Consider the following 16802-nt stretch of genomic DNA (forward strand, 5'->3'; position numbering starts at 1 on the left):
CATCCAGCCCGCAGCGGGCGCCAAGCATGCCAAGCGCCGCGTCGGCCGCGGCATCGGCTCCGGCCTGGGCAAGACCGCGGGTCGCGGCCACAAGGGCCAGAAGTCCCGCGCCGGCGGCTTCCACAAGGTCGGCTTCGAAGGCGGCCAGATGCCGCTGCAGCGCCGCCTGCCCAAGCGCGGCTTCAAGTCGGCTTCGCTGAAGTTCAACGCCGAGGTCACGCTGGCCCAGCTCGACAAGCTGGGTGCGGCCGAGGTCGACGTGCTGGCCCTCAAGCAGGCCGGCCTGGTCGGCCAGCTCGCCAAGGTGGTGAAGGTCATCAAGTCGGGTGAACTGACGAAGGCCGTCAAGCTGACGGGCATCGGCGCGACCGCCGGCGCCAAGGCTGCCATCGAGGCGGCCGGCGGCAGCGTGGCCTGACGCCCAGGGCGGAAAGCAGACCGAACGTGGCAACCAACGCGATGACCAGGCAGCAGGGGCTCGCCAAGACCGGCAAGTTCGGCGACCTGCGTCGCCGGCTCGTCTTCTTGCTGCTGGCGCTCGTGGTCTACCGCATCGGGGCGCACATCCCGGTGCCGGGCATCAATCCGGACCAGCTGGCGCAGCTCTTCCAGGGGCAGCAGGGCGGCATCCTGAGCCTGTTCAACATGTTCTCGGGCGGCGCGCTGTCGCGCTTCACGGTGTTCGCGCTGGGGATCATGCCGTACATCTCGGCGTCGATCATCATGCAGCTGATGACCTACGTGATGCCGCAGTTCGAGCAGCTCAAGAAGGAAGGCGAGGCCGGCCGGCGCAAGATCACCCAGTACACGCGCTACGGCACGCTGGGCCTGGCGCTGTTCCAGTCGATGAGCATCGCGGTGGCGCTCGAGTCGTCGCCCGGCCTGGTGATCGCGCCGGGCTTCGGCTTCCGCATCACGGCGATGGTGAGCCTGACGGCCGGTTCCATGTTCCTGATGTGGCTGGGCGAGCAGATCACCGAGCGCGGCCTGGGCAACGGCATCTCGATCCTCATCTTCGCCGGCATCGCCGCCGGCCTGCCGAGCGCGATCGGCGGCCTGCTGGAGCTGGTGCGCACGGGTGCGATGAGCGTGATCGTGGCGCTGTTCATCGTCGTCCTGGTGGCGCTGGTGACCTGGTTCGTGGTGTTCGTCGAGCGCGGCCAGCGCAAGATCCTGGTGAACTATGCGCGCCGTCAGGTGGGCAACAAGATCTACGGCGGCCAGGCCTCGCACCTGCCGCTCAAGCTGAACATGGCCGGGGTGATTCCGCCGATCTTCGCGTCGTCGATCATCCTGCTGCCGGCCACCATCGTGGGCTGGTTCAGCTCGGGCGACAGCATGCGATGGCTCAAGGACATCGCCGCGATGCTGGCGCCGGGGCAGCCGGTCTACACGGCGCTGTATGCCGGCGCCATCGTGTTCTTCTGCTTCTTCTACACGGCGCTCGTGTTCAACAGCCGCGAGACCGCCGACAACCTGAAGAAGAGCGGCGCCTTCATCCCCGGGATCCGTCCCGGCGACCAGACGGCCCGCTACATCGACAAGATCCTGGGACGCCTCACGCTGGCCGGTGCCATCTACATCACCTTCGTGTGCCTGCTGCCGGAGTTCCTGATCCTCAGATACAACGTGCCGTTCTATTTCGGCGGCACCTCGCTGCTGATCATCGTGGTCGTCACCATGGACTTCATGGCCCAGGTGCAGAACTACCTGATGTCGCAGCAGTACGAATCGCTGCTCAAGAAAGCGAACTTCAAGACCTCGCTGGGCGGCTGATGACGGTGACGACATGTCCAAGGACGATGCGATCCAGATGCAGGGGGAGGTCCTCGAGAACCTTCCCAATGCAACTTTCCGGGTCAAGCTGGAAAACGGTCACATCGTCCTCGGCCACATTTCGGGAAAGATGCGTATGCACTACATCCGCATCCTTCCCGGAGACAAGGTGACGGTGGAACTGACGCCCTACGACTTGAGCCGGGCGCGCATTGTGTTTCGGGCGAAGTGAATCGCGCCCACGAGAGAGTTTCAGGAGAAATGAAATGAGAGTTTCGGCTTCGGTCAAGACCATCTGCCGCAATTGCAAGATCATCCGCCGCAAGGGCGTCGTGCGCGTGATCTGCACCGACCCGCGCCACAAGCAGCGCCAGGGTTGATTCGAGAGTTCTAGAGGACGCACATGGCACGTATCGCTGGCATCAACATCCCGCCGCACAAGCACGCCGAAATCGGCCTGACGGCGATCTTTGGCATCGGTCGCACGCGCGCTCGCAAGATCTGCGAAGCCTGCGGCATCGACTACGCGAAGAAGGTCAAGGACCTGACCGACGCGGACCTCGAGAAGATCCGCGACCAGATCGCCCAGTTCACGATCGAGGGCGACCTGCGCCGCGAGACGACGATGAACATCAAGCGGCTGATGGACATCGGCTGCTACCGGGGCTTCCGCCATCGCCGCGGCCTGCCCATGCGCGGCCAGCGCACGCGCACCAATGCCCGCACCCGCAAGGGTCCGCGCAAGGCTGCCCAGGCCCTGAAGAAGTAAGGAATAGAGCATGGCAAAGTCTCCCGCCAACAACGCCGCCCAGCGCGTGCGCAAGAAGGTCCGCAAGAACGTTGCGGACGGCATCGCGCACGTGCACGCGTCGTTCAACAACACCATCATCACGATCACCGACCGCCAAGGCAACGCGCTGTCCTGGGCCTCGTCGGGCGGCCAGGGCTTCAAGGGCTCGCGCAAGTCGACCCCCTTCGCGGCCCAGGTGGCCTCCGAAGTGGCCGGCCGCGCCGCGGTCGAGCAGGGCATCAAGAACCTGGACGTCGAGATCAAGGGCCCCGGCCCGGGTCGCGAATCGTCGGTGCGCGCGCTGGCCGCGCTGGGCATCCGCATCACCTCGATCTCCGACGTGACGCCGGTGCCGCACAACGGCTGCCGCCCCCAGAAGCGCCGCCGCATCTGAGCGCTGGCGCCAGGCGCAGCCCGCCGCGAGGCGGTCTGCGCGTTTTGCTTTTTCACCACCCCAAGCCCACCGCCATCGACCGACGCGACTGATGGCTCCCGCAGGCGACTGCGGCAGAAGACTCAAAGGAAAATACCGTGGCACGCTACCTCGGCCCCAAGGCCAAGCTCTCCCGCCGTGAAGGCACCGACCTGTTCCTCAAGAGCGCCCGCCGCTCGATCGCGGACAAGGCCAAGTTCGACTCCAAGCCCGGCCAGCACGGCCGCACCTCGGGTCAGCGCACCTCCGACTTCGGCCTGCAGCTGCGCGAGAAGCAGAAGGTCAAGCGCATGTACGGCGTGCTGGAAAAGCAGTTTCGCCGCTACTTCGAGGAAGCCGACCGCCGCCGCGGCAACACCGGCGCCAACCTGCTGTTCCTGCTGGAATCGCGCCTGGACAACGTCGTCTACCGCATGGGCTTCGGCTCGACCCGCGCCGAGGCGCGCCAGCTCGTGTCGCACAAGGCCATCACGGTCAACGGCCAGCCGGTGAACATTCCCTCGTACCTGGTGAAGCCGGGCGATGTGGTTGCCGTGCGCGAGCAGTCGAAGAAGCAGGCCCGCGTGATCGAGGCGCTGCAACTGGCGCAGCAGGTCGGCATGCCCGGCTGGGTGGAAGTCAACGCCGACAAGGCGGAAGGCACGTTCAAGAAGGTGCCGGACCGCGACGAATTCGGCGCCGACATCAACGAATCGCTGATCGTGGAACTGTATTCGAGGTAAGACGATAACGAGGCTGCTGCGCAGCCTCGTCCTTGAATGTTTTTGTTCCCTTATCGGAGGCATCCGGTAAGGGCACTTCACCAGCCTTACCGGTGTAACGAGCCGGGGGTATTGAGAGGAAGTCCGCATGCAAACGACCCTGCTGAAACCCAAGACCATCCAGGTCGAGCAACTGGCCGCCAACAAGGCGAAGGTCACGCTCGAGCCCTTCGAGCGCGGCTACGGCCACACGCTCGGCAACGCGCTGCGCCGCGTGCTGCTCTCTTCGATGGTGGGTTACGCAGCCACTGAAGTGACGATCGCCGGCGTGCTGCACGAGTACTCGTCGATCGACGGCGTCCAGGAAGACGTCGTCAACATCCTGCTCAACCTCAAGGGCGTGGTGTTCAAGCTGCACAACCGCGACGAGGTGACCCTGTCGCTGCGCAAGGACGGCGAAGGCCCGGTCAAGGCCTCCGACATCCAGACGCCGCACGACGTCGAGATCATCAACCCCGACCACGTGATCGCCAACCTGTCGCAAGGCGGCAAGCTGGACATGCAGATCAAGGTCGAGAAGGGCCGCGGCTACGTGCCCGGCACGATGCGCCGCTACGCCGACGAGCCGACCAAGTCGATCGGCCGGATCGTGCTGGACGCCTCGTTCTCGCCGGTCAAGCGCGTGAGCTACACCGTCGAGAGCGCCCGCGTCGAGCAGCGAACCGACCTGGACAAGCTGCTGGTGGAGATCGAGACCAACGGTGCGATCAGCGCCGAAGACGCCGTGCGCGCCTCGGCCAAGATCCTGGTCGAGCAGCTGGCCGTGTTCGCGCAGCTGGAAGGCGGCGCCATCGACGGCATGTTCGAGCAGCCCCAGCAGCGCAGCGCCCAGCAGTTCGACCCGATCCTGCTGCGCCCCGTGGACGAACTGGAGCTGACGGTGCGCTCGGCCAACTGCCTGAAGGCCGAGAACATCTACTACATCGGCGACCTGATCCAGCGCACCGAGAACGAACTGCTCAAGACCCCGAACCTGGGCCGCAAGTCGCTCAACGAGATCAAGGAAGTGCTGGCCTCGCGTGGCCTCACGCTGGGCATGAAGCTCGAAAGCTGGCCGCCGGCCGGCCTGGACAAGAGGTAAACCAGGTTCGCCGCTCGCGGCAAACCTTGCCCTCCTGTGTGTATTGCGGGTACCTGATACGGCCTGCTCTTAAATAACGAAAGGAATATCACCATGCGTCACGGACTCGGCCTGCGCAAACTCAACCGCACCAGCTCGCACCGCCTCGCGATGCTGCGCAACATGACCAACTCGCTCATCGAGCACGAGGCCATCAAGACCACCGTGCCGAAGGCCAAGGAACTGCGCCGCGTCGTCGAGCCGCTGATCACCCTGGCCAAGAAGCCGACGGTCGCCAACAAGCGCCTGGCCTTCGACCGCCTGCGCGACCGCGACAGCGTCGTCAAGCTGTTCAACGAGCTCGGCCCGCGCTACCAGGCCCGTCCGGGCGGCTACACGCGCATCCTGAAGATGGGCTTCCGCGTGGGCGACAACGCCCCCATGGCCCTGGTCGAGCTGGTGGACCGCCCCGAGCCGACGGAAGCGGCCGAAGGCGAGCAAGGCGCAGCCGAATAAGCTATAATTTCTTTCTTGCCGCGCGGTGGAGCAGCCTGGTAGCTCGTTGGGCTCATAACCCAAAGGTCGCAAGTTCAAATCTTGCCCGCGCAACCACTTTCAAAAGGCCCTCGTTCGAGGGCCTTTTTCTTTGGCCGGCCGCGTCCGCCCCAGGCAAACGGCGGTGTCTGCAAACTGCGGCGTGTTGTGCCACCATCGGCGCTTCCTGTCTTCCGTGTTTTGCACAATCCGTCGACATGCAGAGCCTGGTCAGCAAGATCGAAGCCATTCTGGCGCCCCTTCCCGTTCCCGTTTCCCTCCAACTGCCTGACGGCCAGCGCATCGGCGCCGGCGACGCGAGGCTCGTCCTGAGCTTCTCGACCTGGGGCGCCCTGGCCAAGCTGGCGGCCAGCCAGGTCGGCAGCGTGGGAGAGGACTACGTCGAGGGCCGGGTGGGCATCGAGGGCAGCATGCGCGACCTGATGGCCACCGCGGCGGCGCTGATGCCGTCCAGCCCCGCCGAGAGCAACAGCGGCTGGTGGACCCGCCTGCTGCGCAACGCCAAGTCGCGCGGCTCGCACACGCAGGGCAAAGACGCCGAGCAGATCCAGTTCCACTACGACGTCTCGGACGACTTCTACGCGCTCTGGCTGGACCCGCGGCGCGTGTACTCCTGCGCCTACTACCGCACGCCGGATCTGGACATCGCCGGCGCCCAGGAAGCCAAGCTCGACCACATCTGCCGCAAGCTGATGCTGCAGCCGGGCGAGCGCTTCCTCGACATCGGCTGCGGCTGGGGCGCGCTGCTGCTGTGGGCGGCCGAGCACTACGGCGTGGACGCCACCGGCATCACCCTGTCGAAGAACCAGCACGCCCACGTGGAGCGGCTGATCGCCGAGCGCGGGCTGGGCGAGCGCGTGCGCGTGCGGCTGATGGACTATCGCGAGCTCAAGACCGATCGGCCTTTCGACAAGATCGCCTCCATCGGCATGCTGGAGCACGTCGGTCGCGCCAACATGGGCCTGTACCTGCGCGACGTGCACGACCTGCTCGCGCCCGGCGGCCTCACGCTGCAGCACGGCATCACGGCCGGCCAGCTGGACTACAAGCAGCTCGGCGCCGGCATGGGCGAGTTCATCGAGAAGTACATCTTCCCGGGCGGGGAGCTGCTGCACGTCACGCACATCCTGAGCGAGACGGCCGAGGCCGGGCTGGAGATGGTGGACACGGAGAACCTGCGCCCCCACTACGCCCGCACGCTGTGGGCCTGGTCCGATGCGCTGGAGGCGCGGCTGGACGAGGCGCGCGCCGTGCTGGAGCGCACGGCCGGCCCGGAGCGCGGCGGGCGCATCCTGCGCGCCTACCGCCTCTACCTGGCCGGCTGCGCCATGAGCTTCGAGCAGGGCTGGATCGCGTTGCACCAGATGCTGTCTGCCCGACGCGACGGGCAGGTGGCATCCCACGTGTTGCGCGGCGCGCAATCGGTATACCCTTTCACACGCAACTACATGTACGAGTGAAGAAAGGGGATTCCGCCATGCTCTACCGCTTCAAGTCCCAGGCCAGTGCCGACGTCGTGATGCTGGAGGCCAACGCGCGCCAGTTGCTGGACATCATCGGCAAGGCGGCGGCGCCGGCCGGCGTCATCGTCGTGGACCAGATGCCGGGCGCCATCGCCTCGCTGGAGGCCGCGGTGGCGCGCGAGGCGCGCGACGGCAAGCACAACCGCGACCCCAACGCCGTGGAAGACCACGACGCCGAGTCCGAAGCGCAGCACGTCGGCCTGCACCAGCGCGCCACGCCGCTGCTGAACATGCTGAAGGAATCGCTCGCGGAGAAAAAGGACATCGTCTGGGGCGCGTAACCCGCTTCCCCGGTCCAGAAAAAACAAAGGCCGCGCCCATCGGACGCGGCCTTTGTCTTTGCGGCGCCGGCCTGCTCAGTCCACCGTCGCGCCCGAGTCCTTCACCACCTTGGCCCACTTCACGTGCTCGTCGGCGATGTGCTTGGTGAACTGCGCCGGCGTGTTGCCGCTGGGGATCGCGCCCTGGGCCTGCATCTTCTCCTTCACCTCGGGCGTGCCCAGCGCCTTGGCCACCGCCTGCTGCACGCGGTTGACGACGTCGGGCGAGGTGCCGGCCGGCGCCAGCAGGCCGAACCAGGAACTGGCCTCGTAGCCCTTGAGCGCGGGGCCGCCGGCTTCTTCCACCGTCGGCACGTCGGGCAGCGCCGACGAGCGCTGGCTGCTGGTGACCGCCAGCGCGGTGAGCTTGCCGCCCTTGATCTGCTGCATCGACGAGGGCAGGTTGTCGAACATCACGTCGGCGTTGCCCGCCACCATGTCCAGCAGCGCCGGGCCGGAGCCCTTGTAGGGCACGTGCGTCATCTGCGTGCCCGTCATGCTCTTGAACAGCTCGCCGGCCAGATGGATCGAGGTGCCGCTGCCGCTGGAGGCCATGTTCAGCTTGTTGGGGTTGGCCTTCAGGTACTTGATCAGGTCCGGCACGTTGCGGATGCCGTACTGCCTGGCCTTCTCGGCGTTCATCTCCAGCACGTTGGGCACGGCGGCCACCAGGGTGACGGGCACGAAGTCCTTGATCGGGTCGTAGGGCAGGTTCTTGTAGAGCGCGCGGTTGATGCCGTGCGTGCCCACCGTGCCCATCAGGAAGGTGTAGCCGTCGTTCGGCGACTTGGCGACGATCTCGGCGCCGATGTTGCCGCCGGCGCCGGCCCGGTTGTCGACGATGAACTGCTGGCCGAAGGCCTTGCTCAGCTCCGGCGCCACGGCGCGCGCCAGGATGTCGGTGGTGCCGCCGGGCGCGAAGGGCACGACGATCTTCACCGGTTTGCTGGGCCAGGTGTCGGCCCAGGCGCCCGGTGCGGCCAGGGCGAGAGCAGCGGTGGCCGCCAGGGCCAGCGCGGCGCGGCGGTTCGGTTGGCAATGACGACGCATCATGCAGGGATCTCCTCGAAGGGGGTTGGAAGGGCCGCCAGCGCCTGGCGCAGCGTCTGGCCGGGCGCCAGGCCCAGCGCCGCGGCGCCGGCGTTGACGTGGCTGAGCACGCCGTCGTCCAGCGTGCTGCGGGCCTCGCCGATGCGCGCGCTGCCGTGCGCCACCGTGCAGGCCGCCAGCGCGTGCGCCTGCAGGAAGCCCAGCGCCGCGATGCCGGCTGCGTCGCGGCCGACGCCGGCGTCGTTGAACACCGACAGCAGCGGCCGCGCCGCCAGCGCATAGCGTGCCGAGCTGATCCCGCCGTGCGAGCCGCTCACCGCCACGCAGCCGGCGTCGCCCGCATGCAGTTCGGTGATCGAGTCGACGACGCGCAGGCGCAGCGGCATGCGCCCGTTTGTAGCGGCCGGCGCCTGCGCGTCCGAGGGTGGAAACCCGTCCTTCAGGCCGCGGCCGGCTCGGCCAGCGGCACCTGCCAGGCGTCGTAGCCGTAGACCCAGTCCGCATTGCCGCCCGCGCGCAGCCAGTTGTTGCCGCGCGAGCCGACCTGGATGCGCGCCGTGCGCTCCAGGCGGGCCTGCTCGTAGCGGCGCAGCGCGTGGGGCACGGCGTCCGCTGCGACGCCCTCCAGCGCGCGGGCCAGCACCACCGCGTCCTCGATCGCCATGCCGGCGCCCTGCGCCATGAAGGGCATCATCGGGTGGCAGGCGTCGCCCAGCAGCGTCAGGCGGCCCTGGCTCCAGCGCGGCAGCGGGTCGCGCTCGTACAGCGCGGTCTTGAGCACGCTGTCGCAGGCGTCGAGCAGGGCGCGCGCATGCGGATGGAAGTCCGCGTAGAAGCCGCGCAGCTCCTCCACGCTGCCCTCGGTGGTCCACGACTCCTCGTGCCAGGCGTCCTGCGCCGTGGTGGCGAAGACGAAGGTGTCGCGCCCCTGGTTGAGCGGGAAGGTGACGATCTGGCTTTCCGGCGCGGGGCCCCACCACTTGGTGAAGGCGCCGATGTCCGGCACGTCCTTCACCCGCTCGGTCGGCACCACGGCGCGGAAGGCCACCACGCCGGTGAAGCGCGGCGCGTCGGCGCCGAACATCGCCGCGCGCACGGCGGAATGGATGCCGTCGGCGCCCACCAGCACGTCCAGCCCGCGCGCCTCGCCGCCATCGGCGAAGCGCACAGCCACGCCGTCCTCCGTCTCCTCGATGCGTTCGCAGCGGCTGGCGAAGCGCACGCGCTCGCGCGGGAAGGCCTCGGCCAGCGCGGCCAGCAGGTCGGCGCGGTGGATGGTGAGCTGCGGCGCGCCGTACTGGCGCTCGGCCGCGTCGCTCATCGGCAGGCGCGAGGTCTCCTCGCCGGTGTCCCAGGTGCGGCTGATGCGGTGCGTGGGCCGCGCCGCCGAGGCGCGCGCCGCCGCGGCGATGCCGGCGCCCAGGCCGTCCAGCGCACGCACGGCGTTGGGCGTGAGGTTGATGTCGGCGCCGACGCGCAGGTATTCGCGGCTCTGCTCGAACACGGTCACGTCGTGGCCCTGGCGCTGCAGCGCGCAGGCGGCGGCCAGGCCGCCGATGCCGCCGCCGGCGATGCCGATCTTCAGGGGGTTCGTCATGGGGAAGTCTCCAGTGCTGTGAAAAAAGGGGGAACGGGGCGGCGCCGCGCTGTGCCAAGATCGACGGCATGCCGTCCATCCCGCGTGCGCCGAAGCGATGCCTTGATTCTTCGCAGGCGGCCGTGCCGCCTCAACCGCCGTGCGTCCGCAAGAAGGCACGATTCGTCCCGCCCTGGGCTGCATGGACGCGCTGAGCGAGGTGCTGGCCGCCTGCCGCGTCGAGCGCGCGGTGACGGCGCGCTTCTCGCTGCACGCGCCCTGGGCGCTGCGCTCCGACGGGCTGCCCGGCGTGATGCTGCGCCTCGCGCGCGGCGCACCGTGGTGGCTGCTGCTGGACGGCGCCGCCCCGGTGCAGGTGCAGGCCGGCGACCTGCTCATGCTGCCGCTGGGCAGCGCCCATCAGCTCGCGTCGGCGCCTGGCCTGCCGGCCACGCCCTTCGCCGAGCTGATCGCGCGCCATGCGGAGGGCCCGCGCGACGAGAACCCGCTGGTCTTCCGCCACGGCGGCGCGGGCGAGGCGACGCAGGTGGACTCCGTGCTGCTGTGGTTCTCGGCCTGGAGCCGCCACGCCGTGCTGCAACAGCTGCCGCCGCTGATCCACCTGCGCGCGGCCGAGGTGCCCTGGCTGCCGCGCCTGGCTGCGGCGATGGAGGCGCTGACCGAGGACAGCCTCGCGCGCCGGCCCGGCTGGCGCGTCTCGGCGGCACGCATGGGCGAGCTGCTGGCGGTCAACCTGCTGCGCGAGCACCTGGCCCGCACCCCGGCGCACGGCGAGGGCTGGCTGCGCGGCCTGGGCGACCCGGCCATCGGCCGCGCGCTGGCCGCGCTGCACCGCGCGCCGCAGCGCGACTGGCGCCTGGAGACCCTGGCGCGCGAGGCCGCCATGTCGCGCTCGCGCTTCGCCGAGCGCTTCCGCGCGGTGGTCGGCGCCACGCCCATCGGCTACCTGACGGCGCACCGCATGGCGCTGGCGGCCGAGCAGATCGAGGCCGGCCGTCAGCCGCTGGCGCGCATCGCCGAGGCGGCGGGCTACGAGTCGGAGAAAGTGTTCTCGCGCGCCTTCCGCCGCTGGGCCGGGCTGCCGCCCACCGCCTGGCTGCGGCGCGAGCGCGCGCGCCGGCAGGCGCTGATGGATTTCGGCGGGGCGGACGCGGAAGAAGAAGCGGGCGCTCAGCCCACCAGCCGCCGCGCGGCCGCCGCCACCGCCGCCGCGTCAATGCGCGATTCGGCCTCCAGCACCGGCGCGTAGCCCACCGGGATGCGCGGCGCGCCCAGGCGTGCCACGCGGCAGCCGGTGGCCTCGGCCGCCGTCGCGGCGATCTCGGCGCCGAAGCCCGCCGCCTGGATCGCCTCGTGCACCACCAGCAGCCGGCCGGTGCGGGCGCACGATTCGAGCACCGTCTCGCGGTCCCAGGGCCAGAGCGTGCGCAGGTCGATCAGGTCGACGCCGATGCCCTCGGCCGCGAGCTGCTCGCAGGCCTCCTGGCACACGCGCAACTGCCGGCTCCAGCTCACCAGCGTGAGCGCATCGCCGCGGCGCACGCGCGCGGCGCGGCCCAGCGGCACGGCCAGCGATTCATCGACCGCGCCGCGCATGCCCCACAGCGTCTTGTGCTCGATGTAGACCACCGGATCGCCGCATGCCAGCGCGGCGCGCAGCAGCGAGAAGTTGTCCTGCGGCGTCGCCGGGCACACCACCGCCACGCCCGGCAGATGCGCGAACCACGCCTCCAGGCTCTGCGAATGCTGCGCGGCCGAGGCGTCCCAGATGCCGCCCGGCATGCGCGCCACCAGCGGCACGCGGCCCTGGCCGCCGAACATGTAGCGGTTCTTGGCGGCCTGGTTCACCAGCTCGTCCATGCCGCACAGCGCGAAATCCACCACGCGCATCTCGACCACCGGCTTCAGGCCGGCCAGCGCCATGCCCACGCCGGCGCCCATGATGGCGGCCTCGCTGATCGGCGTGTCGATCACCCGGCTGCTGCCGAAGCGCTCCTGCAACCCCTTGTACTGGCCGAAGATGCCGCCGCGGCCCACGTCCTCGCCCAGCACCACGACCCGCTCGTCGGCCTGCATCTCGTGCGCCAGCGCGAGCGCGGCGGCCTCGGCGTAGCTGCGTTCTTGCGCGTCGTTCATCGCCATTGGCCGGCTCCCGTGGTCTGCACGTCGGTGTAGGCGGCCTCGGGGGCGGGCCAGGGCGCGGCGTCGGCCGAGGCCAGCGCGGCCTGCACCTCGTCCTGCGCCTCGTTCTCGACGGCGTCCAGCGCCGCGGCGTCGATGCCGCCGGCCAGCAGGCGCTCGCGGGCGCGGGCGATCGGGTCCGTCTCCAGCGCGGCGGCCAGCTCGGCCGGGTCGCGGTACGCGGCCGGGTCCACCGAGACGTGGCCCTTCACGCGGTACGTCACCGCGTGCAGCAGGCGCGGCCCCTGGCCGTCGCGCACCTCGGCCACCAGCCGCGCCGCGGCCTCGTGCACCGCGAACACGTCGTTGCCGTCCACCGGCGTGGCCGGGATGCCCAGCGCCACCGCGCGCGCCGAGGCGCCTTCGCCGGCCGTCATCGGGCCGCTGGCGGTGGTGGCGCTCCAGCGGTTGTCCTCGCACACGAACAGCACCGGCAGCCCGTACACCTTCGCCCAGTTCAGCGATTCGAGGAAAGGCCCGCGGTTGATCGCGCCGTCGCCGAAGAAGCAGGCCGTGATCGCTTCGCGCTGCTGGAGTTTCTGCGCATGCGCGGCGCCCACCGCGATCGGCAGCCCCGCCGCCACCACGCCGTTGGCGCCCAGCATGCCCACCGAGAAGTCGGCGATGTGCATCGAGCCGCCCTTGCCGCCGTTGAAGCCGGTCGCCTTGCCGAACAGCTCGGCCATCATGCGGCCCATGTCGGCGCCCTTGGCCAGCGTGTGGCCGTGGCCGCGGTGGGTGGAGGTGAGGTAGTCGGCCGCCGCCAGGTGCGCGCACACGCCGGCGGGCACGGCTTCCTGCCCGGTCGACAGGTGCAGCGGGCCGCGCACCTTGGCGGCGCCGGCGGCCTGCTGCCCGTAGGCGCTGACGCCACCCTGGCTGGCCACCTCGGCCGCGTTCTCGAAGGCGCGGATGCGCACCATGGTGCGGTACAGCGCCAGCGCTGCCGCGGGGGGAAGGGGGGAATGCATCTTGTCTCCAGCGCACCCGTGCGGCGCGCGCTGAGCAAAATCGTAACAGCGGAGGGCGACGCGCGTGGCCGCGTCGACCCGACGCCTTCGCTCCAGTGCCGTGAGGCTCTTTCGGGCGCCGGCACCGAATGGCCAGATCAATGCCGCCTGTTGACTTCCGGCTTACTTGACGGAGCAGTCCGTTTTGCTGACATTTGTTTCTCAATGTATCGAATGTCACCGGTATTTTCCGACTCGGGGGCCAAGCGCACCGCTGTCGGCGAGCAGGGAGGCGGCGCGAGCCGGATGTGGCCGGACGCTTCTTCTCCTTCCCTTTCGGCCGACAGTTCGATCGCCAAGCCCTTCGGACCCGCGGCCCAGGTCTTGGAGGTGGAGGGCTTCGGCGTGGCCTTCGGCGAGCGGGTGATCCTGGCCGAAGTGAACCTGTGGCTGCCCATGCGCGGCGTGACGGCGCTGATCGGCCCGACGGGCACGGGCAAGTCCACGCTGCTGCGCTCGCTGGCCGGCCTGAACGACGGCAACCCCCGCTTCCGGCGTTGGGGCCACGCGGCCTACCGTGGCGAGGTGGTCGGCGACGGCAATCGTCCTGCGCTCGTCCAGCAGCACGCGCGGCTGATGCAGGCGCGCGCACTGGATGCACTGGCCGACGGCGCGCGCAGCCGCGGCCCGCAGCCGCCCTCGGACCTGGAAGGGTGGGCGCTGGCGCTGCTCGACGCGATGGAATTTCCGGAATTGCGCCCGTATCTGCGCGCGCAGTGCATCGACCTGCCGCCGATGCTCCAGCGCGCGCTCGCCATCCTGCGCGACGCCGCATGCGACGACGCACTGCTGATGGTGGACGAGCCGACGTTCGGCCTGGCGGACTACGACGCGTTCGTGCTGCTCGACCTGCTGCGGCGCATTGCCACCCAGCGCTGCGTCCTGGTCGTGCTGCACAACCTGCGGCATGTGCAGCGGGTAGCCGAGGAGATGCTGCTGCTGGCGGGCGGGCGCATCCAGGAGGCGGCGACGGTGGAACGCTTCTTCACCGAACCGGTGTCCATGGCCGGCCGCCAGATGCTCGCCACCGGCAGTTGCGCGCTGCCCGCGCCGGATGCCGACGCCGAGAGCCTGGCCGAGGACGTTGAACCGCCGCCGCCGCTGCCGACGATCGCGCAACTGGCGCTCAAGGCAGCGCCGGAATCCCTCGGACCGCGAGGATTCACTTGGGTCGTGCCGGGTAGGTTGGCGGGCACGCCCAAGCCCGGGGTGGTCAACGACATCGACTACGACCTCCAGGCCCTGAGCCGGGTCGGCATCACATGCCTGATCACGTTGACCGAGGACGATCTGCCCCAGGATGCGTTGCGCCGCAACGGGCTCACCAACCTGCATCTCCCTATTCGAGACCGCGAACCTCCGACGGTGGCGCAGATCGCCATGCTGCTGGTGCACATGGAACGCCTGATGGCGCGCGGAGAGGTGCTGGCCGCCCATTGCCTGGCCGGCATCGGCCGCACCGGCACGGTGCTGGCCTGCTGGCTGATTCGCGAAGGCCTCACGGCCGAGGAAGCCCTCAAGCGGGTCCGCCGCATCGAACCCAGGTTCGTCCAGAGCGAGGAGCAGGAGGCGTTCCTCCACCGCTACGAACACGAAATCCTCCGCCGCATCGCCTGAGGCCCGGCGCACCCCCGATCGGATATTGCAACCCAAGAACCAGGAAAGGACCCCCCATGAGCCTCGATACCGCACTGAACAAAGCGGCCACCACCATCCCCGAATGCGTTGCCGCCGGTTACGTCGACGTGTCCTCCGGCATGCTGCTGGCGATCAAGACGGTGGACTCCCATCCGCGCGAGGTGATCGACCTGGTGGCCGCGGCGACGGCGGACATCTTCAACGGGCCGAACGTGTCGATGATCGAGAAGATGTTCAAGCGTGCACGCGGCCTGAGCGACGACGGGCACCACTACTTTCAAGAGATCGTGGTCAACAGCGACAACCTGATCCACGTCTTCCTGCGCGGCAAGCGGAACCCTGAATACGTGGCCGTTTTCGTCTGCCGCCGCACGGCGAACCTGGGCATGGCCCTGACGAAGGCACGCATCGCCATGCCGGACCTGGAAGCCGCGGCAGGTTGACGATCCGAGCCGAGCTTCGGGCGGCCCCGGTCTGCCGAAAGGCCCGAGGCCGAGGGGCCTTGCCGGCGCCGCGCGGCGCCGCCGCCTAGAGTCCGCCGGGCGTGCTGTCGGCGAAGTCGCGCCGGCCGGTGTCGCGTTCGCCGGGCGGTTCGGGCGCAGGCCGCGCCGCCGCGGCCACCGCGCGGAGCTGGTAGTGGGTACCCGTGGCCTGCAGCACGTAGCCGTGCCGGCCGTCGAGCTCGAGCACCTCCAGCGCCCAGGCCGCGTGCGCGGCGACCGCGGCGGCGCGCATCCCGCCCTCGGTGTGCCACGCCAGCCGATGCAGGTCGGCCCAGGCGATCTCCACGTCGCGGTGCAGGAACAGGCTCAGTACGAAGCGGAACTTGTGCGGCGACAGCCGCAGCGTGCCCAGCTCGGCGACGTCCACGCTGTTCGCTTCCGGGTCGAAGCGGTAGCTGCCCCACCGCGGAACCCACTTCGCCGAGACCTCCTGGCGCGCGAGGAAGCTGCGCACGTTCTGCAGCACCGCGGGCAGGCCGCCCGACAGCATCGCCAGCTCGTGGCGCGGCGATTGGCCGAGGAAGGTGGGCAGCAGCGACGCCTGCCCATGCTCGATCAGCGCGATGGTCGGAACATTCCAGCGCGCGCGCAGCGGATGCCACACCGCCTCGCCCTCGCCCATGCGGGCATCGAGCACCACCGCATCGCACTTCACCTTGGACCAGGTCTTCGGCGAGGCGCGCCGGAGCAGGCGCAGATCGATGATCCAGCCCCGCCGTTCATGGACGATGGCCGACACGCCGGACCACAGTGCCGGATGTGCCGTCAGCAACGCCACCCTGAGCATGTCTTCTCCCTGAGCATCCTGATCTTTCTTCTATTTCGTCCGTCCCGATGTCAGCGACATCGGCCGCGGCGTCCGCAGCCGTTCGATTCCGGCGCGGAGGAGCGGCGCGGCATCAGCCGTCGAATCCGCGCGCCGAGTCCGGCGGCGGCTCAGTTGCCGCCCTGCACCTCGACTTCGACCCGGCGGTTGGGCTGCAGGCACTTCACCAGCGCCGGCGTGGCGACCGTGCCGGCGCAGTCGCTCACCACCGGCTGGCGCTTGCCCATGCCGACGGCGCGCACCTTGGCGCGGTCGATGCCGGCCTGCACCAGCAGGTCGCGCACCGTGTTCGCGCGTGCCTGCGACAGCGCCTGGTTGTAGGTGTCCGTGCCCAGCCGGTCCGTGTGGCCGGTGACGGTGATGTAGTGCAGTACCTTGAAGTTGGCGCGGATGTCCGCCGCCAGTTGCACGATCCGCTCACGGCCATCCGGCAGCAGATCGTCGGCACCTGCGCCGTCGAAGCGGAACAGGCCGTCGGCGGACAGGCTCACCTTCTGCGGCGGCATCAGCGTCGGCACCGCCGGGATGGGCGCCACCGCCGGCGGGTTGGCCAGGGCGGCGCACTCGTCGGTCTTCCACCACGCGCCGGTGGCCAGTTCCGCGTCGTCGTAGCGCACCATGTACTGGCAGGTCACGTAGTCGCTGGGCGTCTTGCCCGTGCGCAGGTGGAACAGGTAGTTCCATTCGCGCACACCCCACAGCCCTTCGCTGAAATGCGGCCAGCCCAGCAGCTCGCGCACCTGGTCCTTGCCCATGCCGGGCGCCATCTTGCGCACGTT

Annotated in this window: 21 protein-coding genes and 1 tRNA gene; 15 read left to right on the forward strand and 7 right to left on the reverse strand. The window is 69.5% G+C overall.

Annotated elements, in window-relative coordinates:
* Position 1: 1 nt before the first annotated feature.
* From rplO to ACIY1X_RS04740, 12 genes are all read left to right on the forward strand, one after another.
* Complete coding sequence (gene rplO, locus ACIY1X_RS04685; protein WP_399678389.1) at positions 2-418, forward strand: 50S ribosomal protein L15; 417 nt, start codon at positions 2-4, stop codon at positions 416-418.
* A 41-nt stretch (positions 419-459) separates the two neighbouring features.
* Positions 460-1776: a preprotein translocase subunit SecY gene (gene secY / locus ACIY1X_RS04690; RefSeq protein WP_157007782.1), complete on the forward strand. Its 1317-nt coding sequence runs from the start codon at positions 460-462 to the stop codon at positions 1774-1776.
* A gap of 13 nt (positions 1777-1789) precedes the next feature.
* A complete protein-coding gene (gene infA, locus ACIY1X_RS04695; protein WP_038201961.1) occupies positions 1790-2008 on the forward strand; it encodes a translation initiation factor IF-1 in 219 nt (72 codons plus the stop codon).
* A gap of 34 nt (positions 2009-2042) precedes the next feature.
* The gene (gene rpmJ / locus ACIY1X_RS04700) at positions 2043-2156 is read left to right on the forward strand and encodes a 50S ribosomal protein L36 (RefSeq protein WP_038201958.1); all 114 of its coding nucleotides are present in this window, start codon (positions 2043-2045) and stop codon (positions 2154-2156) included.
* 23 nt (positions 2157-2179) lie between these two features.
* Positions 2180-2545 carry a 30S ribosomal protein S13 gene (rpsM, locus tag ACIY1X_RS04705; RefSeq protein WP_038201955.1) on the forward strand — a complete coding sequence of 122 codons (366 nt, stop codon included), beginning with the start codon at positions 2180-2182 and terminating at the stop codon, positions 2543-2545.
* Between the two features lie 10 nt (positions 2546-2555).
* A complete protein-coding gene (rpsK, locus tag ACIY1X_RS04710) occupies positions 2556-2960 on the forward strand; it encodes a 30S ribosomal protein S11 (RefSeq protein ID WP_038201952.1) in 405 nt (134 codons plus the stop codon).
* A gap of 137 nt (positions 2961-3097) precedes the next feature.
* Positions 3098-3721, forward strand: a complete 624-nt coding sequence (rpsD, locus tag ACIY1X_RS04715; protein WP_038201947.1) for a 30S ribosomal protein S4 — start codon at positions 3098-3100, stop codon at positions 3719-3721.
* 127 nt (positions 3722-3848) lie between these two features.
* Positions 3849-4841: a DNA-directed RNA polymerase subunit alpha gene (locus tag ACIY1X_RS04720; RefSeq protein WP_038201944.1), complete on the forward strand. Its 993-nt coding sequence runs from the start codon at positions 3849-3851 to the stop codon at positions 4839-4841.
* A gap of 93 nt (positions 4842-4934) precedes the next feature.
* Complete coding sequence (gene rplQ, locus ACIY1X_RS04725; protein ID WP_399678394.1) at positions 4935-5336, forward strand: 50S ribosomal protein L17; 402 nt, start codon at positions 4935-4937, stop codon at positions 5334-5336.
* A 19-nt stretch (positions 5337-5355) separates the two neighbouring features.
* A tRNA-Met gene (locus ACIY1X_RS04730) sits at positions 5356-5432 on the forward strand.
* A gap of 140 nt (positions 5433-5572) precedes the next feature.
* A complete protein-coding gene (locus ACIY1X_RS04735; RefSeq protein WP_399678397.1) occupies positions 5573-6835 on the forward strand; it encodes a class I SAM-dependent methyltransferase in 1263 nt (420 codons plus the stop codon).
* Between the two features lie 17 nt (positions 6836-6852).
* Positions 6853-7179, forward strand: coding sequence for a DUF1840 domain-containing protein (locus ACIY1X_RS04740; protein WP_038201936.1), 327 nt, complete (start codon positions 6853-6855; stop codon positions 7177-7179).
* Positions 7180-7254: 75 nt separating this feature from the next.
* Here the strand turns inward: ACIY1X_RS04740 and ACIY1X_RS04745 are convergent, their stop codons facing one another.
* Genes ACIY1X_RS04745 through ACIY1X_RS04755 form a run of 3 tightly spaced genes read right to left on the reverse strand, consistent with a single transcriptional unit; the run spans position 7255 to position 9865 of the window.
* Positions 7255-8268, reverse strand: a complete 1014-nt coding sequence (locus ACIY1X_RS04745; protein ID WP_399678419.1) for a Bug family tripartite tricarboxylate transporter substrate binding protein — start codon at positions 8266-8268, stop codon at positions 7255-7257.
* Positions 8268-8654, reverse strand: coding sequence for a hypothetical protein (locus tag ACIY1X_RS04750; RefSeq protein WP_399678400.1), 387 nt, complete (start codon positions 8652-8654; stop codon positions 8268-8270). The genes ACIY1X_RS04745 and ACIY1X_RS04750 overlap by 1 nt, the downstream gene beginning before the upstream one ends.
* A 53-nt stretch (positions 8655-8707) precedes the next feature.
* Positions 8708-9865 (reverse strand): FAD-dependent monooxygenase, encoded by a 1158-nt coding sequence (locus ACIY1X_RS04755; protein ID WP_038201931.1) that lies wholly within the window; start codon positions 9863-9865, stop codon positions 8708-8710.
* 139 nt (positions 9866-10004) lie between these two features.
* Here ACIY1X_RS04755 and ACIY1X_RS04760 point away from each other — a divergent pair, with 139 nt between their 5' ends.
* The gene (locus ACIY1X_RS04760) at positions 10005-11114 is read left to right on the forward strand and encodes a cupin domain-containing protein (RefSeq protein WP_399678403.1); all 1110 of its coding nucleotides are present in this window, start codon (positions 10005-10007) and stop codon (positions 11112-11114) included.
* Here the strand turns inward: ACIY1X_RS04760 and ACIY1X_RS04765 are convergent.
* Positions 11036-12001, reverse strand: coding sequence for an alpha-ketoacid dehydrogenase subunit beta (locus ACIY1X_RS04765; RefSeq protein WP_399678420.1), 966 nt, complete (start codon positions 11999-12001; stop codon positions 11036-11038). The two genes, ACIY1X_RS04760 and ACIY1X_RS04765, sit on opposite strands and share 79 nt — an antisense overlap.
* On the reverse strand, positions 11998-13017 hold the full coding sequence (locus ACIY1X_RS04770) for a thiamine pyrophosphate-dependent dehydrogenase E1 component subunit alpha (RefSeq protein WP_038201926.1): 1020 nt from the start codon (positions 13015-13017) through the stop codon (positions 11998-12000). The genes ACIY1X_RS04765 and ACIY1X_RS04770 overlap by 4 nt, the downstream gene beginning before the upstream one ends.
* Positions 13018-13230: 213 nt before the next feature.
* Between ACIY1X_RS04770 and ACIY1X_RS04775 the strand changes: the two genes are divergently transcribed.
* Positions 13231-14673 carry a dual specificity protein phosphatase family protein gene (locus ACIY1X_RS04775; RefSeq protein WP_399678405.1) on the forward strand — a complete coding sequence of 481 codons (1443 nt, stop codon included), beginning with the start codon at positions 13231-13233 and terminating at the stop codon, positions 14671-14673.
* Positions 14674-14729: 56 nt separating this feature from the next.
* Positions 14730-15137, forward strand: coding sequence for a hypothetical protein (locus tag ACIY1X_RS04780; protein ID WP_399678407.1), 408 nt, complete (start codon positions 14730-14732; stop codon positions 15135-15137).
* 85 nt (positions 15138-15222) lie between these two features.
* Here ACIY1X_RS04780 and ACIY1X_RS04785 read toward each other — a convergent pair whose 3' ends face one another.
* Positions 15223-15984, reverse strand: a complete 762-nt coding sequence (locus ACIY1X_RS04785; RefSeq protein ID WP_399678409.1) for a hypothetical protein — start codon at positions 15982-15984, stop codon at positions 15223-15225.
* 149 nt (positions 15985-16133) lie between these two features.
* Positions 16134-16802: OmpA family protein (locus ACIY1X_RS04790; RefSeq protein WP_399678412.1), on the reverse strand; the 669-nt coding region annotated here is incomplete at its 5' end.

The organism is Xenophilus sp., from assembly GCF_044462705.1.
GTDB classification, from domain to species: Bacteria; Pseudomonadota; Gammaproteobacteria; order Burkholderiales; family Burkholderiaceae_C; genus Xenophilus; species Xenophilus azovorans.

What these genes read in the sequence shown, in the direction of transcription:
- secY (WP_157007782.1), top strand. Translation starts at nt 460, where the DNA reads ATGACCAGGCAGCAGGGGCTCGCCAAGACCGGCAAGTTCGGCGACCTG.
- infA (WP_038201961.1), top strand. Translation starts at nt 1,790, where the DNA reads ATGTCCAAGGACGATGCGATCCAGATGCAGGGGGAGGTCCTCGAGAAC.
- rpmJ (WP_038201958.1), top strand. Translation starts at nt 2,043, where the DNA reads ATGAGAGTTTCGGCTTCGGTCAAGACCATCTGCCGCAATTGCAAGATC.
- rpsM (WP_038201955.1), top strand. Translation starts at nt 2,180, where the DNA reads ATGGCACGTATCGCTGGCATCAACATCCCGCCGCACAAGCACGCCGAA.
- rpsK (WP_038201952.1), top strand. Translation starts at nt 2,556, where the DNA reads ATGGCAAAGTCTCCCGCCAACAACGCCGCCCAGCGCGTGCGCAAGAAG.
- ACIY1X_RS04720 (WP_038201944.1), top strand. Translation starts at nt 3,849, where the DNA reads ATGCAAACGACCCTGCTGAAACCCAAGACCATCCAGGTCGAGCAACTG.
- rplQ (WP_399678394.1), top strand. Translation starts at nt 4,935, where the DNA reads ATGCGTCACGGACTCGGCCTGCGCAAACTCAACCGCACCAGCTCGCAC.
- ACIY1X_RS04735 (WP_399678397.1), top strand. Translation starts at nt 5,573, where the DNA reads ATGCAGAGCCTGGTCAGCAAGATCGAAGCCATTCTGGCGCCCCTTCCC.
- ACIY1X_RS04740 (WP_038201936.1), top strand. Translation starts at nt 6,853, where the DNA reads ATGCTCTACCGCTTCAAGTCCCAGGCCAGTGCCGACGTCGTGATGCTG.
- ACIY1X_RS04745 (WP_399678419.1), bottom strand. Translation starts at nt 8,268, where the DNA reads ATGCGTCGTCATTGCCAACCGAACCGCCGCGCCGCGCTGGCCCTGGCG.
- ACIY1X_RS04750 (WP_399678400.1), bottom strand. Translation starts at nt 8,654, where the DNA reads ATGCCGCTGCGCCTGCGCGTCGTCGACTCGATCACCGAACTGCATGCG.
- ACIY1X_RS04755 (WP_038201931.1), bottom strand. Translation starts at nt 9,865, where the DNA reads ATGACGAACCCCCTGAAGATCGGCATCGCCGGCGGCGGCATCGGCGGC.
- ACIY1X_RS04765 (WP_399678420.1), bottom strand. Translation starts at nt 12,001, where the DNA reads ATGAACGACGCGCAAGAACGCAGCTACGCCGAGGCCGCCGCGCTCGCG.
- ACIY1X_RS04770 (WP_038201926.1), bottom strand. Translation starts at nt 13,017, where the DNA reads ATGCATTCCCCCCTTCCCCCCGCGGCAGCGCTGGCGCTGTACCGCACC.
- ACIY1X_RS04775 (WP_399678405.1), top strand. Translation starts at nt 13,231, where the DNA reads ATGTCACCGGTATTTTCCGACTCGGGGGCCAAGCGCACCGCTGTCGGC.
- ACIY1X_RS04780 (WP_399678407.1), top strand. Translation starts at nt 14,730, where the DNA reads ATGAGCCTCGATACCGCACTGAACAAAGCGGCCACCACCATCCCCGAA.
- ACIY1X_RS04785 (WP_399678409.1), bottom strand. Translation starts at nt 15,984, where the DNA reads ATGCTCAGGGTGGCGTTGCTGACGGCACATCCGGCACTGTGGTCCGGC.